Annotated in this window: 16 protein-coding genes; 14 read left to right on the top strand and 2 right to left on the bottom strand. The window is 66.6% G+C overall.

Going from position 1 to position 15613, the window contains the following annotated elements; all coding sequences use genetic code 11:
• Positions 1–10 precede the first annotated feature (10 nt).
• The 6 genes from ku to CQW49_RS03450 all read left to right on the top strand — a co-directional run bounded on the left by ku (position 11) and on the right by CQW49_RS03450 (position 5447).
• The gene (ku, locus tag CQW49_RS03470; protein ID WP_003612221.1) at positions 11–907 is read left to right on the top strand and encodes a non-homologous end joining protein Ku; all 897 of its coding nucleotides are present in this window, start codon (positions 11–13) and stop codon (positions 905–907) included.
• A 21-nt stretch (positions 908–928) separates the two neighbouring features.
• Positions 929–2464, top strand: a complete 1536-nt coding sequence (ligD, locus tag CQW49_RS25385) for a non-homologous end-joining DNA ligase (RefSeq protein ID WP_003612223.1) — start codon at positions 929–931, stop codon at positions 2462–2464.
• Positions 2461–3348, top strand: coding sequence for a non-homologous end-joining DNA ligase (gene ligD / locus CQW49_RS25380; protein ID WP_003612224.1), 888 nt, complete (start codon positions 2461–2463; stop codon positions 3346–3348). The genes ligD (CQW49_RS25385) and ligD (CQW49_RS25380) overlap by 4 nt, the downstream gene beginning before the upstream one ends.
• A 30-nt stretch (positions 3349–3378) precedes the next feature.
• Positions 3379–4647, top strand: a complete 1269-nt coding sequence (locus CQW49_RS03460) for an MgtC/SapB family protein (RefSeq protein WP_003612226.1) — start codon at positions 3379–3381, stop codon at positions 4645–4647.
• A 63-nt stretch (positions 4648–4710) separates the two neighbouring features.
• The gene (locus CQW49_RS03455; RefSeq protein WP_003612228.1) at positions 4711–5154 is read left to right on the top strand and encodes a CBS domain-containing protein; all 444 of its coding nucleotides are present in this window, start codon (positions 4711–4713) and stop codon (positions 5152–5154) included.
• Positions 5151–5447 carry a DUF3175 domain-containing protein gene (locus tag CQW49_RS03450; protein ID WP_003612229.1) on the top strand — a complete coding sequence of 99 codons (297 nt, stop codon included), beginning with the start codon at positions 5151–5153 and terminating at the stop codon, positions 5445–5447. Before CQW49_RS03455 ends, CQW49_RS03450 begins: the two co-directional genes overlap by 4 nt.
• A gap of 112 nt (positions 5448–5559) precedes the next feature.
• Here the strand turns inward: CQW49_RS03450 and CQW49_RS03445 are convergent, their stop codons facing one another.
• On the bottom strand, positions 5560–5760 hold the full coding sequence (locus CQW49_RS03445) for a CsbD family protein (protein WP_003612230.1): 201 nt from the start codon (positions 5758–5760) through the stop codon (positions 5560–5562).
• Between the two features lie 147 nt (positions 5761–5907).
• On the opposite strand from CQW49_RS03445, the gene CQW49_RS03440 reads away from it, so the two are divergent.
• The 7 genes from CQW49_RS03440 to CQW49_RS03410 all read left to right on the top strand — a co-directional run bounded on the left by CQW49_RS03440 (position 5908) and on the right by CQW49_RS03410 (position 13681).
• Positions 5908–7410, top strand: a complete 1503-nt coding sequence (locus tag CQW49_RS03440; RefSeq protein ID WP_003612231.1) for a S10 family peptidase — start codon at positions 5908–5910, stop codon at positions 7408–7410.
• A gap of 270 nt (positions 7411–7680) precedes the next feature.
• Entirely contained in the window at positions 7681–10176 is a 2496-nt protein-coding gene (locus tag CQW49_RS03435; RefSeq protein WP_024750022.1) for a TonB-dependent receptor, read from the top strand.
• Between the two features lie 102 nt (positions 10177–10278).
• Complete coding sequence (locus CQW49_RS03430) at positions 10279–10959, top strand: Fe2+-dependent dioxygenase (protein WP_003612233.1); 681 nt, start codon at positions 10279–10281, stop codon at positions 10957–10959.
• 13 nt (positions 10960–10972) lie between these two features.
• Complete coding sequence (locus CQW49_RS03425) at positions 10973–11656, top strand: Fe2+-dependent dioxygenase (protein ID WP_003612235.1); 684 nt, start codon at positions 10973–10975, stop codon at positions 11654–11656.
• Positions 11653–12456 (top strand): tonB-system energizer ExbB, encoded by an 804-nt coding sequence (gene exbB / locus CQW49_RS03420; RefSeq protein ID WP_003612238.1) that lies wholly within the window; start codon positions 11653–11655, stop codon positions 12454–12456. Before CQW49_RS03425 ends, exbB begins: the two co-directional genes overlap by 4 nt.
• A gap of 5 nt (positions 12457–12461) precedes the next feature.
• Positions 12462–12893: a TonB system transport protein ExbD gene (gene exbD, locus CQW49_RS03415; RefSeq protein WP_003612241.1), complete on the top strand. Its 432-nt coding sequence runs from the start codon at positions 12462–12464 to the stop codon at positions 12891–12893.
• On the top strand, positions 12890–13681 hold the full coding sequence (locus CQW49_RS03410) for an energy transducer TonB (RefSeq protein ID WP_003612242.1): 792 nt from the start codon (positions 12890–12892) through the stop codon (positions 13679–13681). Before exbD ends, CQW49_RS03410 begins: the two co-directional genes overlap by 4 nt.
• Positions 13682–13706: 25 nt before the next feature.
• Here the strand turns inward: CQW49_RS03410 and CQW49_RS03405 are convergent, their stop codons facing one another.
• Positions 13707–14075, bottom strand: a complete 369-nt coding sequence (locus CQW49_RS03405) for a VOC family protein (protein WP_003612244.1) — start codon at positions 14073–14075, stop codon at positions 13707–13709.
• Between the two features lie 97 nt (positions 14076–14172).
• Here CQW49_RS03405 and CQW49_RS03400 point away from each other — a divergent pair, with 97 nt between their 5' ends.
• Positions 14173–15609: an amino acid permease gene (locus CQW49_RS03400; protein WP_051418940.1), complete on the top strand. Its 1437-nt coding sequence runs from the start codon at positions 14173–14175 to the stop codon at positions 15607–15609.
• Positions 15610–15613 lie beyond the last annotated feature (4 nt).

The following is a 15613-nucleotide window of genomic DNA, read 5'->3' as shown; positions in this document are numbered from 1 at the left end:
GAACTCGTCCATGGCTCCCCGCGCGCGCGCCTATTGGAAAGGCTATCTTCGCCTGTCGCTCGTCTCCATCGGCGTCGAGCTCTACGCCGCCTCCGTGAGTGGCGACAAGACGGCGCTGCATCAGATCCACAAGCCCTCGGGCAAGCGCGTGCGCTATGAGAAGGTCGCGCCCGGAGTCGGTCCGGTCGATGCGAGCGACATCGTCAAGGGCTTCGAGATCGGCGACGACGCCTATGTCGTGCTGGAGCCAGAGGATCTCGACGAGATCAAGCTCGAGAGCGGCCGCGCCATCGAGCTGGTGCAATTCGTCGATCGCGATGCGATCGATCCGCGCTATTTCGAGAAGCCATATTATCTGACGCCCGAAGGCGATGTCTCGACCGAAGGCTATGTGGTGATCCGCGAGGCGTTGCAGTCGACCGGCCGCATCGGTCTCGGCCGCCTCACCATGCGCGGCCGCGAGAGTCTCGTCGCCGTGGTTCCGCTGGGAAAGGGGCTGGTGGTCGAGACGCTGCGCTACGCCAATGAGCTGCGCGCGGCCGAGCCCTATTTCTCCGATATCGGCGATGCAGCCGGGGACGAGGAGATGATCGCGCTCGCCAAGGAGCTGATCGAACGCAAGACGCGGCCGTTCGACGCTGCGGCGTTCAAGGATTCCTACGCCGAGGCGCTGCGCGCGCTGGTCGAGAGCAAGCGCGAGGGCCATGCGATCGTGTCGACCGGCGAGGAGGAGCGGCGCGGTCCCGGCAAGGTCATCGATCTGATCGAGGCGTTGAAACGCAGCGTCGGCGAAGCCGAGGCGCCGGCTCCGCGCCGCGCCGGCCAGAAGCCGGCGCCGGCGCGCGACGCCGGCCGCGCCAAGCCGGCCGCGGGCGGGAAGAAGACGGCCGCGAAAAAGCGCGCGTAGCAAAGGTGAGGAGACGCCGGGATGATCGCGCGCGCCGCGGCCTCGCTGGAAGCCTATCGGGCCAAGCGCGATTTCTCCCGCACGCGCGAGCCGCGCGGCGACGAGGCGCGGGATGCGGCGGAGCAGGGCGCCTATGTCGTGCAGAAGCATCGCGCCCGCCGCACGCATTTCGATTTGCGTCTCGAGCTCGACGGCGTGTTGAAGAGCTGGGCGGTGACGCGCGGGCCGAGCCTCGACCCGAGCGAGAAGCGCCTCGCGGTGCGCACCGAGGATCATCCGCTCGAATATGGACGCTTCGAGGGGAACATCGCCGCCGGCGAATATGGCGCGGGCGAGGTGATGCTGTGGGATCGCGGTCATTGGTCGCCGCAGGGCGACGTCCGTCGCGGCATCGAAGAGGGTCATTTCAAATTCACGCTCGCGGGCGAGCGCTTGCGCGGCGGCTTCGCGCTGACGCGTCTGCCGCGGCGCGGCAAGGAGCGGCGCGAGAATTGGCTGCTGGTCAAGGAGAAGGACCGCTTCGCCGATCGCGCCTGCGATCCCGTCCATGAATGGACGAAGAGCGTCGCCAGCGGACGCGGCTTCGCCGAGATCGCCGCGGAAGACGAGCGGCCGGCGCATTTGCCGAAGTTTCGCGCGCCGCAGCTGGCGACGCTGGCGGCGGCGCCGCCGACCGGCCGCGACTGGCTGCACGAGATCAAATTCGACGGCTATCGCGCCATCGTCGCTGCGGCGGGCGGAACGGCGCGGGTCTACACGCGCTCGGGCCTGGATTGGACCGACAAGTTTCGTCGCATTGCCGAGGCGGTCGCGCAATTGCCGATGCGCAGCGCGCTCGTCGACGGCGAGATCGTCGCCACCGACGAATGCGGACGCAGCGATTTCGGACGATTGCAGAAGGCGCTGGAGACGCATGCCGACAGCCTCGTCTTCTATGTGTTCGATCTGCTCGAGATCGATGGCGAGGACATTGCGAAGGCGCCGCTCGAGCAGCGCAAGGCGCGGCTCGCCGAGCTGACGCGCGAGGCGCCGGCGGCGATCCGCTACAGCGATCATGTGCGCGGCGAGGGGCCGCGCTTTCTCGAGGAGTGCTGCCGCATGCGCCTCGAAGGCGTCGTGTCGAAGCGCGCCGACCGGCCTTATGTCTCCGGCCGCCGGCTCTCCTGGATCAAGACGAAATGCATCGGACGCGACGAGTTCGTGGTCGGCGGCTATCGGCCCTCGGCCAAGAAGGGGCGGCCTTTCGCCTCGCTGCTGCTCGGCGAATATGAGGACGGCGTCCTGCGCTACCGCGGCCGCGTCGGCGCCGGCTTCTCCGACGCCGATCTCGGGCAAGTGGCGGAGCGGCTCGAGGCGCGCAAGAATTCGCCTTTCGCAGAGCTTCCGAGGGACATCGCCCGCGCTGCGCGCTATGTCGAGCCACGCCTCGTCGTCGAGATCGCTTATGCGGAACGGACGAGCGAGGGCGTGCTGCGTCATCCGCGCTTCGTGGCGTTGCGCGAGGACAAGCCCGCGAAAGAAGTGCGCGCGGCGCCGCGGCGGGGAGGGAAGCGGTGATCCGCCTCACCCATCCCGACAAGCCCCTCTATGCGGACTCTATCCATGTCACGAAGCGGCGGCTGCTCGACTATTGGCGCCGCGTCGCGCCTTTCGCGCTTCCGCATCTCGCCGGCCGCCCGCTGTCGCTCGTGCGCTGTCCGAAAGGCGGCGGACGGCCCTGCTTCTTTCAGCGTCATCACGCGCGCGGCATGCCGCCGGGCCTGCGCGCCGCGCCGATTTCCCGCGATGGGAAGACCGAGGAGTTTCTCACTCTCGTCGACGGCGCCGGACTCGACGGCGCGGTGCAGATGGACGCGCTGGAGCTGCATATCTGGGGCGCGCATGTGGATAGCGTCGAGCGGCCGGACCGGCTGACCTTCGATCTCGATCCGGACGAGTCGCTGAGCTTCGAGGAGGTCAAGCGCGCCGCGCGCGACTTTCGCGCTCTGCTCGAGGCTGCGGGGCTGACGAGCTTCGTGATGCTCACCGGCGGCAAGGGCGCGCATGTGGTCGCGCCGCTCGAGCCTTCGCTCGATTGGACGACGCTGACCGCTTTCGCGAGAGGCGTGGCGATGCGCCTCGCCGCCGAGGAGCCCGCGCGCTTCACGGCCATCATGACGAAATCGCGCCGCATCGGCCGCATCTATGTCGATTATCGCCGCAATGAACGCGGCGCGAGCGCCATCGCGCCTTTTTCGCCGCGCGCGCGCGTGACGCCGAGCGTCGCCGCGCCGATCGCCTGGGGCGAGCTCACACGCATCGAGCGCGCCGACGCTTATACGATCGATTCGATGGAGCGGCGCCTCGCCTCCTTGCGCGGCGATCCCTGGGACGGCTATTTCGACCTGCGGCAAAGCATCACGCCGGCTGCGCTGCGCATGTTCGCCGCCGAAGGTTTATAAGGGCGCCGTCGCTGCTTTCGAAGGGCCGCCATGGAGACGCTCGAATTGTTTCGCCGCCTGTCGGTGGCGCTCGGCATCGGTCTGCTGATCGGCCTCGAGCGCGGATGGCAGGCGCGCGCGGACGAGGAGGGCGAGCGCGCCGCCGGGTTGCGCACTCATGCGCTGGCGGCGCTGCTCGGCGCCGTCTGGGGCGCGATCGGCGATCAGACCGGCATAGGCGGCGCTGTCTCGCTCGGCCTCGCCTTTGTCGTTTATTCCGCGGCGATGGCGCTGTTCCGCTATCGCGAGACGGAGCGCGACGAGACATTCGGCGCCACCACCGTCGTCGGCGCCATGCTCGCTTTCGCGCTCGGCGCCTATGCCATGATCGGCGACATACAGGTCGCGGGCGCGGCCGGCGTCGCGACCGCCTCGCTGCTGGCGCTGAAACGCGCGACGCATGGCTGGCTGCGGCGCATCACCTGGGACGAATTGCGCTCAGGGCTGATCCTTCTCGCCATGACCGTCGTTCTGCTGCCGCTGCTGCCCGATCGCGCTCTCGATCCATGGGGAGCGGTCAATCCGTTTCGCATCTGGCTGCTGACGGTGATGATCGCCTGTCTCTCCTTCTTCGGCTATGTGGTCATCAAGGCGACCGGGGGCGCGAGCGGCGTCGCGATGACGGGAATCGCCGGCGGTCTCGCCTCGTCCACAGCGGCCACCGTCACATTGGCGAAGCTCGCGCGCGAGCACGTCGAGCATCGGCCGCTGTTCGTCGGCGGCGCGCTGCTCTCCGGCGCGACGATGACGTTGCGCGTGCTGGCGATTGTCGCGTTGGTCGATCGTTCGATGCTGTCGACGCTCGCGCCTCCCTTCGCCTGCGCCGCCGTGGTGATGATCGCCGCGGCGCTGTTGTTCATGCGGCGGGCGATGACGGCGCCGGCGCAGGACGAGAGCTTCGCGCCGCATAATCCGCTCGACATGGGCGTCGTCGTGAAATTCGGGCTGCTGCTCACCGCGATCTCGGCGCTGTCGCGACTGGCGACTCATTTCGCCGGCGCCGCCGGCGCTTATGTCCTCGCGGCGATCTCGGGCCTCGCCGACGTCGACGCGATCACCTTGTCGATGGCCGATCTCGATCGCAGCGCAATTCCGATGGAGACGGCGGCGAAAGCGATCGGTCTCGCCGTGGCGGTCAACACGCTCGCCAAATGCGCGCTCACCTTCTGGATTGGCGGCGCGCGAGCCGGATGGCGCATGACCATCGTCTCGGTTCTCGCGATTCTCTGCGCCATTCTCTCGCTGCTCCTGCGCGGCTGAGCCGCCGGGAACCATGGCGCGCCACGAGGGTTTCCTTCCGGCGGCGAGAGAAGGAGTCGAAAGATGAAGGTCAAGGACATCATGACCAGCGACGTCTGCGTCGTCGATCCGAACCAGTCGATCGCCGAGGCGGCCAAGCGCATGGTCGAGCTCGATGTGGGGCTTCTGCCCGTGGGTGAGAACGACCGGCTCGTCGGCATGATCAGCGATCGCGACATCGCGCTCCGCGCTGTGGCGGTCGGCAAAGGCGCCGAGACAAAGGTGCGCGACGTGATGACCCGCGACGTGAAATATGTCTATGAGGATCGCGAGGTCGAGGAGGCGGCGGAGAGCTTGGCGCAGCAGCAATTGCGTCGCATGCCGGTGCTCGATCGCAGCAAGCGCCTCGTCGGCATCATCTCGCTCGCCGATATTGCGATGGATCGGGACGTGGGGCTGTCGGGCGCAGCGCTGCGCGGAATCTCGCAGCCCGGCGGCGCGCATTGTCAGAGCGACCGCGCCGCGTGAGCCGGCCGGCCGCGGACGAGAAGCGATGTTGGTCGGGCGATGTGACGCGCCGCAGCAATGCGCTCGATCTCGAGGAGAATGTCTTCACGCTCGACGATCCCGGCGCCATCGCCCGCTCGCTGAAGCGTTCCGCCGAAGCGAGCTCGCGGCGCAAGAGCGATCCGTTCCGCTCGGCGATGTCGATGCTGACATTCTACATCAATCGGGCCGGCAAAGGTCTTCCGGATGCGCGCAAGCGGGTGCTCGAGCGCGCGAAGGTCGAGCTGCGTAGAGCCTATGGCCGTGACGTCTGATTTGACGCGACCGCAGCGAAGCAATCCCGCCGCGCCTATCGCGTCGCGATTGCTTCGCCATTTCGGGTGAGAACTCCCGAGGCGGACCGCCTCGGGAAGGGCCGGGACGCGCTCAGTGCAGCGTCTTCAGCCAGTCGTCGATTTCCTTGCGGGCCGCTTCCTTGCTCTGGCCATAGCGGCTCTGCAGAGCTCCCTCGAATTGCTCGCGGTTGCCCTCGATCTTGGTCAGGTCGTCATCGGTGAGATCGCCCCATTTTTCTTTGATCTTGCCTTTGACCTGCTTCCAGTTGCCCTGGACCTGGTTCCATTCCATTGTGCAACTCCATTCCTCGCGGCGCGCTCTCGCGTCAGACCGCGTTTGGTTCGGAATCAATTCTTCGAGGGCGCGTTGGTTCCAAAAACTTCGTCGCGCTCGAGCGCTGCGCTATCTATCGCTCGACATTGGATGAGAGGCCCGATCATGCTTTCCAAGCTCTGCATTGCTTTCGCGTTGGCGGCGGCGCTCGCCGCATCTTCGGCCGCGGCGGCTCCGCCGTCCGCGCCGCCGAAGAAGGAGACGGAAGAGCCCGCCGACGCCGCCAAAGGCCTGCCGGCGGAGGTCGCGACCGCCCACACGATGACGATGCGCGGGGAGAAGGTGAGCTTCGTCGCGCGCGCCGGCGCCGTGCGGCTGCGCGACGGCAAGACCGGCGCGCCGCGCGTGGATGTGGCCTTCGTCTCTTACGAGCGCGCCGACGCCGATGCGGCGACGCGGCCCATCGCTTTCGTCTTCAATGGCGGTCCGGGCGCTTCCTCCGCCTGGCTCTCCCTCGGCGGGATCTCGCCCTGGCGTCTGGCGCTCGGGTCGCTGCCGCCGTCGCCCTCGGCGCCGCCGGTCGTCGTCGACAATGCGGAGAGCTGGCTGCCCTTCGTCGATCTCGTCTTCGTCGATCCGCCCGGCACGGGCTTCAGCAAATTCCTCACCGAGGACGAGGAGGCGCGCAAATCCTTCTTCTCGACCAAGGGGGACGCCGACGCGCTCGCCGTCGTCCTGCGCAAATGGCTCGCCGCGCATCGGCGCATCGCTTCGCCCAAATTCCTCGTCGGAGAGAGCTACGGCGGCTTTCGCGCGGTCGAGGTGCTGCATGCGCTGCGCGAGCGCGAGAGCGTCGGCGTCGAGGGGCTGGTGCTGATCTCGCCGGCGCTCGATTTCGGCTGGCTCGACGGAGAACATAATATTCTCGCGCTCGCCGGACGCCTGCCGTCCTATGCGGCGGTCACGCGCGAGGCGCGCCGGCGCGCCGATCTCGCCGATGTCGAAGCCTATGCCTCCGGCGAGTTCGTCGTCGATCTTCTGAAAGGCGTGCGCGACGAGGAGGCGATGCGGCGGCTCGAGACCAATGTCGCGCGCTTCACGGGGCTCGATCCGCGCGTCGTCGCGGAGGAGGGCGGGCGCATCGAGCTGAAGACCTTTCTGCGTGATCGCAAGCGCGCGCAGCGGGAGGTGGCGAGCGCCTATGACGGCGAGGTCGTCGGCTTCGATCCGCGCCCGTTCTCGCGCGAAAGCCGCTGGCCCGATCCGGTGCTCGACGGCCTGCGCGCGCCGCTCGGCGCCGCGATGGCCCGCGTGACGCTCGACAAGCTGCAATGGCCGGTCGGCGACGCGCGCTATGAAATCCTCAACGACCGTGTCGCGCATGATTGGGACTTCGGCCAGGGCGGCCGCGCCGAGGCGGAGGCCGTCTCCACGCTTCGCGATGAGCTCGCGCTCGACCGGCGGCTCGAGGTGACGATCGCGCATGGTCTCGCCGATCTGGTGACGCCTTATTTCGTCAGCCAGCTGCTCATCGATCAGCTGCCGGTCTTCGGCGCGACATCGCGGGTGAAGCTGGTCACGACGCCCGGCGGACATATGGCCTATCTGCGCGACGACGCGCGCAAGCTGCTGCGTGACGCCGCACGCGCGGCGATCGAGCGAAAGTGAGGCGTCGGCGAGTCGCGAGCGCGGCGGGAGTGGTGCAACGGCGCCACACGCAAGCAGTATCTGATGAAAAACAGTGGAATATTTCCAAGGAGACGTTTTCATACAATGTTTGAAAGCAGACAGCTTGTTACGAGCAATTATTCTGAAGAATAATTCTTTGCAACATTTCCAGTCTGCGCGCCTGTTCATTGACGCTGCCCCTATGAAAAATACTCATGGTGAAATCGCTTAGGCCCGTACGCGGGGCTGACGTTTCACGGGGCAGAAAAAATGAGCAAGATCAAAGCGCCGTTTTCCCTTCGCAGTCTTCGACGCGGAGCAGCGGCGCACATCGACGGGCCTTCGGCAACGGTTTTGGGCGCCGCCGCGATGATTGCGGCCGGAGTCGGAATGGCGACGGCGCAGGAGGCGAGCCAGCCGCTGCCGGCGGTGCGGGTCGATGCTCCGAAGGAGAAGCCGCGGCCGGTCGTCCATGCGGCGCCGGCGGTCCATCACGCCGCCAAGCCGCGCCGCGCGGTCCGCGCCCCGTCGACGCATGCTGGCGACCGTCAGAGCGCGCCGGGCGCCGTGAGCGCACAGGCGGGCGTGGGCGGCGGCGGCGCGGCTCCGGCCGACGCCAATCCTTATGCCGATCCCATGGCTCCCTATAAGGTCGACCGTCTGTCGTCCAACAAGTTCAGCGAGCCGATCGTGAACACGCCGCGCACGATCACCGTCCTCACCAAGGAGGTGCTGCAGGACAAGAACGCCACGACGTTGCGCGAGATCGGGCGCAGCACGGCGGGCATCACGCTCGGCACGGGCGAGGGCGGCAACGCGTTCGGCGACCGCTTCTTCATCCGCGGCTTCGACGCGCGCAATGACATCTTCATCGATGGCGTGCGCGATCCCGGCGTCAGCATTCGCGAGAATTTCTATACCGAGCAGGTGGAGATCCTGCGCGGGCCCGGGTCGAGCTTCTCGGGGCGCGGCACCGCCGGCGGCGCGGTCAACATCGTCACCAAGCAGGCCGGCGACAAGGATTTCTACGATTTCACCTTTTCGGGCGGCCCATCGGATAATTCGAAGCGCCTGACCATCGACGTCAACAAGGCGATCAGCCCCGTCCTCGACGTGCGCCTCAACGGTCTGTGGCAGGCCGCCAATGTGGCCGGCCGCAATTATGTCGTCGACGACCGCAACGGCGTGTCCGGGTCGTTGGTGTTCAAGCCGCTCGAAAATCTGAAGCTCACCGCCTCCTATACGCATGTGCGTCTCGACGGTCTGCCGGACTTCGGCGTGCCCTACAATCGCGCCGCCAATCGGCCGTTCACCGAGGGCTACGTCTCGCGCTATACCTATTACGGTCTGGTGAACCGCGACTTCCAGAAGTCGCAGCAGGATTTCGGCACCTTCACCGGCGAATATCGCATCGACGAGCACGTCACACTGAGCAGCAAGCTGCGTCAGGAACGCTCGATCCTCGATTACGTCGGCACGCTCGCGGAGCAGCCGAACCTCACCAATCTGACGGTCAGCCTCAATCCGCAGAGCCGCTATCAGGTCACCAATACGATCTCGAATCAGACTCAGGCGGAGGTGAAATTCGACACCGGCCCGATCAAGCACACCGCGATCATCGGCACGGAGTTCTCTCGGGAGTTCGTCACTCGCGACACCTATGCCGGCCTGACGTCGGAGAATTCGGGCCTTACGTTCACGGGCCGCGGGGGGCTTACGGGCGTCAGCGTGTTTGCTCCGCCCAATCTCTTGCCGTTCTCCACGACGCCATTTCGCTCCGGAAATCCGACCTATATCGGCGTCGACACCAAGGCGGGCTATTTGATCGAGACCGCCAATTATCAGGACTTCGTCATCCTCAACGGCGGCGTGCGCTACGACGATTACAACATCACCTCGCGTTCGGCGACGACCTGGGCGCAGAATCACTCGGGGCTGGTGAATTACAATTTCGGCGCTGTCGTGAAGCCGCTGCCCTATGCCAGCGTCTACGCCGCCTATGCGACTTCGGCCAATCCCATCGGCGCGGAGCTCGATGGCGCGGCCGCCAATTACGGCGGAATCAACGCCGCTTCTCAGATCTTCTCGCCCCAGCTCAACAAGGCGTGGGAGGTCGGCACGAAATGGGAGCTGTTCGACCGTCACCTTCTGGCGACCCTGTCCTATTTCGACACTTACGTCACCAACGCCCGCGAGGTCAATTCGGGGGTGACCACCGCTGGCGCATCCTACGAGGTCAACGGCGTCGATCTAGAGGTCGCGGGCAAAATCACCGACAAATGGAGCGTCATCGGCGGCCTCGTCCTGATGGATTCGCGGGTCCGGAGTTCCTATGTGCCGACCAATGTCGGGTTGCAGCTCGCGAATATCGCGCATGAGTCCTTCAGCCTGCTCTCCAAATACGAGATCGGCGACCTGTTCGGCTGGGCGGCCGACCGGCTGGAGATCGGCGGTCAAGCGGTCTATAAATCGAAAGTCTATGGCGGCAACAATCTCGTCGCCAACGGTTCGACGGCCGTCAACGCCGCCGGCCTGCCGGCGCCGACCGCGGCCAATCCTTACGTGAACGTGCCGAATGTCTTGCCGTCCGCTTGGCGCTTCGACGCCTTCGCCGAGGCCAAGATCACGGAGAATCTCACTTTCAAGGTCTCGGTCGTCAATATGTTCGACCGCACCTATTACGACGCTTTCTATCAGAGCGCCGCGCCTTTCGTGCAGGTGGCGCCCGGGCGCACCGTTCTCTTCCAGGCCAACGCCAAATTCTGAGACCGGGTCCTCGGCCCCTTGGAATCGTTTCAAACAAGGAGCCGTCATCTTCCCATGCTTCCCTGAAGCATGGGAAGATACGGGGGACCGAGGACCTCTTCCATGCTGGTTTCAATTCCCGACGTGCTGAGCAAGGACGCCGTCGCCGCATTGCGCAGCGCTCTCGACGCTGCGCAATGGGAGGACGGCGCATCGACCGGCGGCGCGGCGGCCGCCTTCAAGAGCAATGAGCAGCTGCCGCCCAATGGCGAATTGTCGCGCCGGCTCGGCGAGCGGCTGCTCTCCGCGGTGGTCTCCAATCCCGGCTTCGTGTCGGCGGCGATTCCGCTGCGCGTCTATCCGCCGATGTTCAATCGCTACGGCGTCGGCCATTATTTCGACGTGCATGTCGACAACGCCGTACGCGGCGACCCGATGACCGGCCTGCGCATCCGCGCCGATCTCGCCGTCACCGTCTTCCTGTCGGAGCCCGATGAATATGACGGCGGCGAGCTCGTCGTCGACGACGCCTATGATTCGCACAGCGTGAAGCTCTCGGCTGGATCGGTCGCCGTCTATCCTGCGAGCAATCTGCACATGGTGACGCCGGTGACGCGCGGTGTGCGTCACGCCTCCTTCTTCTGGGTGCAGAGCATGATCCGCCAAGAGGGCGTGCGCGATCTCATCTATGATCTCGACCTCGCCATGCAGGATCTCACGCCGCGTCTCGGCGCCCGCGACGAGGATATGGTGAAGCTCGGCGGCGTCTATCACAATCTCATTCGCCATTGGAGCGAGGTATGAGGACCTTGCGCCGATGCTGATCTGCATTCCGGATGTGCTCGCCAAGCAGCAGGTCGCCCATTTCCGCGACGTGATGTCGCAATCCCCTTGGGAGGACGGGCGCGCGACGGCGGGCGTCCAATCCTCGCAGGTGAAGAATAATCTGCAGCTGCCGCAGGACAGCGCCGCGGCGCGCGATCTCGGCGACATGGTGCTCGACGCGCTCGCCGCCTCTCCCTTGTTCGTTTCCGCGGCGCTGCCGCATCGCATCTTTCCGCCGCTGTTCAATCGTTATGGCGTCGGGCAGAGCTTCGGCCTGCATGTCGACAACGCCATTCGCGGCGTGCCGCGCACGCCGCTGCGCATTCGCACCGATCTCTCCGTCACTTTGTTCCTCTCTGATCCGGAGGAATATGAAGGCGGCGAGCTCGTCATCGAGGATCATTTCGGCGCGCAGGAGATCAAGCTGCCGGCCGGCCATCTCGTGCTCTATCCGTCGACGAGCCTGCATCTCGTGCGCGAAGTGACGCAGGGCGAACGCGTCGCGTCCTTCTTCTGGCTGCAGAGCATGATTCGCGACAATATGGTACGGTCGTTGCTTTTCGATTTGGACCAGACGATCCAAAGCCTCACGGCGCGGCTCGGAGCAGGCGACGAAGCCTGCGTCAGACTGACCGGCGTCTATCACAATCTCATTCGCACATGGGCGGAAGCATGAAACGTTCAATTCTGACGGCGTCGGTCGCGGTCTCGGTCTTTCTCCTGCTCCCCGATCTTTCGCTCGCCGAGGCGGCGCGCGCGGACATCGTCAATCGCCCGCATGATCTGTCCGTGTGGAGCATGTTCGTCAACGCCGACATCGTCGTGAAAGTGGTGATGCTCGGACTGCTCGCCGCGTCGATCGGCACATGGACGGTGCTGATCGCCAAGACCGTCGAGCTCAGTCGCTCGCGGCGCCGCGTGCGCGCTTCGATCGAGCGTCTGCAGGAGGCGCGCGGCCTCGCCGAGGCGCGCGTCGCGCTCGGCTCCGACGATGCGCTCGCGAGCGCGCTGATCGCCGAGGCGTTGCGCGAGTTCCGCCTCTCCTCCGACCTCTCCGCCTCGGGCGGCTTGAAGGAGCGCGTCGCGTCGAGCTTCGCCGAGCTCGAGCGCGCCGAGGGGCTGTCGATCCGCCGCGGCACGGGCCTGCTCGCCTCGGTCGGCTCCACGGGCCCCTTCGTCGGCCTGTTCGGCACGGTGTGGGGCATTATGAACAGCTTCATCGGCATCTCGAAGGCGCAGACCACCAATCTCGCCGTCGTCGCGCCCGGCATCGCCGAAGCATTGCTCGCCACCGCCATCGGCCTCTTCGCCGCCATTCCCGCGGTGCTGATCTATAATCATCTCGCCCGCCAGATCGGCGCCTATCAGGAGCTCGTTTCCAATCTCTCGGGCGAATTGCTGCGCGTCGTCTCGCGCGACATCGATCGCGGCGCGCAGCATCCGTCGCATCATGCGGCGCTGCGGGCGGCGGAGTAAGCGTCATGGCCGGCAATATCGGCGGCTCGCCGCGCGGCGCGCTCGAGGAGACGCACGACATCAACGTCACGCCCTTCATCGACGTGATGCTGGTCCTGCTCATCATCTTCATGGTGGCGGCGCCGCTCGCCACCGTCGATTTGCCGGTCGATCTGCCGGCGGCCAATTCCGCGCCGCATGAGAAGCCCGACAAGCCGATCTATCTCACTGTCCAGGCCGATCTCGCGCTCGCGCTCGGCGAGACGCCGGTCAAGCGCAATGATCTCGTCTCCTCGCTCGATGCGCTCGTTAATGGCGACAAGGGCAAGCGCGTCTTCCTGCGCGCCGACAGCGCCGTGCCCTATGGCGAGCTGATGGCGATCCTGGAGCGCCTGCGCGCCGGCGGTTATCTCAAGGTTTCGCTGGTGGCGCTCGACGCCGGCGGAGCGCAGAAATGAGCGTCTCCGCGCTATGGGGCGCCTCCGGCGGCGACCGCCGCGTTTGGAGCGTCGCGGGCGTCGTCGCGCTCGCGCTGCATGTCACGGCGATCGGCGCGGCGCTGTTCGTCGCCGGAGCCGAGCCGGAGGACGAGGATACGGGCGCCCCGGCGATCGAGATTTCGCTCGCGCCCGCGGCGCCCCATGTCGAGGATGCGCCCGACGCGCCGCCCGGTCCGCAGGCCGACGAGGCGGCCGCAGCGGCGCCGGCTGTCGCCTCCTCGCAGACCAAGGACAGCGACGATCCCAAGATCGCCCGCACCGAGGCCGAGGAGGCCGACTACACCCACGCCGAAAAGCACGAGAAGCCGGTCGAGGAGCCGACCAAGCACGAGGCGACGCCCGTGGTCTCGGCCGAATCGGCGGCCTCCGTGGCGGCGGCTCCGCCCAAGTCCGATGTGGCGCAGGAGGCGCCCCATGCCGTCGCGCCCGCTCCCGGTGTGGACAAAGCGGCGCGCGCGGCCAAGCTCACCTGGCAGAAGATGCTGATAGCGCATCTCAACCGCCACAAGCGCTATCCGAGCGGAGCGGGCCGGCGCTCGGCCGAGGTGGCGGTCGCCTTCACGCTCGACCGGCTCGGCCATGTGGTCGCCTCTGGCGTGCGGCGCTCTTCGGGCGACCACGCCTTCGACGAGGCGGCGTTGGCGATGATGAAGCGCGCCGATCCCTTGCCGCCGCCGCCGGCGGCGGTCGCAGACGAGGGCCTCTCGTTCGAGGTGCCAGTGATGTTCCGGGCGGAAAAGCATTAACGGATTTCAAAGAGCGAGCGCCGGGTCACTGCGGGACGGTCATCAGCTCCATCAAATGGCCGTCGGGCGTCTCGAAATAGACGCCTTTTCCGCCGTTCCAATCATTGAGACTCCCATCTGTGCGGCTCCAGGGCGCGCTGCCGAATGGCCGCCCAGAGGCGCGCACGCGCGCCAGTATGGCGTCGAACTCGGGCTCGGAGACATGAAAGGCGTAATGGGCGGCCGAGAAGCGATCGGCGTCGGCGAAGAGAAAGGTCAGCGCGTCATTGACGAAGACCGGGGCGAAATGATCGTCCGACTGCTCGCGCGGCAGCGCGAACACATCGGCGAACCAGCTCGCCGCGGCGGCCTTGTCATGGGCGGGCACGATCGTATGGTTGAGCGTGACGGTCATCGGCGCATCGCGGAGACGGTTGCGGCAGGATAACGATCTCGATAACGATTTCGCCGAGGGCGCGGTTCCAGCGTGAGCCGGGCCGATGGGGAATCGCATGATCCGACGAGACATCGGCTGGCGCGCGCTGACGCGGGTGAAGCCGATCGAGACGCTCTTCGATGAGAGCGGGGCCAAGAGCGGGCTGCGCCGCGTGCTGGGCCTGTGGCAGCTCACGGCGATCGGCCTCGGCGGGCTGATCGGCGTCGGCATTTTCGTGCTGACGGGCGTCGTGGCGGCGACGCAGGCGGGGCCGGCGGTTTCGCTCTCCTTCGTCATCGCCGGAGTCGCCAGCGCGGCGGCGGCGCTCTGCTACGCCGAATTCGCCGGCATGATTCCCGCCGCCGGCAGCGCCTATACTTACGCCTATGCGGTGCTCGGCGAGCTCGCCGCCTGGATCATCGGCTGGGATTTGCTGCTCGAATACGCCCTCGTCGTCGCTGTCGTCTCGATCGGCTGGTCCGGCTATCTGCAGGCGCTGCTCGGCCAGCTCGGCCTCGCTCTGCCGCTCTGGGCCTCGGGCGCGGCGGGAACGGGCGAGGGCCACATCATCGATCTCGCCGCCATTCTCGGCGCGCTCGGCGTCGCGTTGCTTTTGGTGCAGCGCATAGAATGGGGCGCGCGCTTCAACGCCGTGATGGTGCTGATCAAGATCGCCGCGGTCGTGCTGGTGGTGGCGGCGGGCCTGCCGCATGTGCGGGTGGAGAATTGGACGCCCTTCATGCCCTTCGGCTTCGGCGGCGTCGTCGAGGGCGCGGCGGTCGTGTTCTTCGCCGTGTTCGGCTATGACACGCTGACCACCGCGGCGGAGGAGGCGGAAGACCCGCAGCGCCAGCTGCCGCGCGCGGTGCTGCTGTCGCTGGCCGTCGCCTTGACGCTCTATATCGCCATGTCCTTCGTGCTCACCGGCATCGCCCGCTATGACACGCTGAACAATCCAGCGCCTGTCGCCTCCGCCTTCGCCGCTCTCGGCATGCGCTGGACGACGCTGCTCGTCTCCATCGCGGCGGTCGCCGGCATCATCAGTGTGATGCTCGCCTTCCTGCTCGGCTGCGCGCGCATCTGCTTCGCCATGAGCCGCGACGGCCTGCTGCCGGCGTGGTTCTCGCAGGCGCATCCGCGCTACCACACGCCGCATCGTCCGACGCTGGTCATCGGCGCGCTGACGGCGGTCGTCGCCGGCCTGTTTCCGATTCGCGAGGTGGCCGAGCTCGTCAATATCGGCACGCTGTCGGCCTTTGTGGTGATCTGTCTGTCGGTGATCGTCATGCGCCACACGCGGCCGGAGGTTCCGCGCAGCTTCCGCACACCCTTCTCGCCGGCGACGCCGCTCGTCGGCGTCGGCTTCTCGCTATGGCTGCTGTCGAAGCTTCCGCTGATCGCCTGGGAGCGCTTCGGCTTGTGGATGGGGCTCGGGCTCCTCCTCTATTTTTCCTATGGGCGCAGACACAGCCGGCTCGCCATGCGCGGGCGGTGCGGTGACGCCGCGGGATGAGCCG

This window comes from Methylosinus trichosporium OB3b (genome assembly GCF_002752655.1).
In the GTDB taxonomy this organism is placed as follows: Bacteria; Pseudomonadota; Alphaproteobacteria; order Rhizobiales; family Beijerinckiaceae; genus Methylosinus; species Methylosinus trichosporium.
Note: the sequence above shows the minus strand (reverse complement) of the source record. Positions and strands in the feature narration are given on the sequence as shown.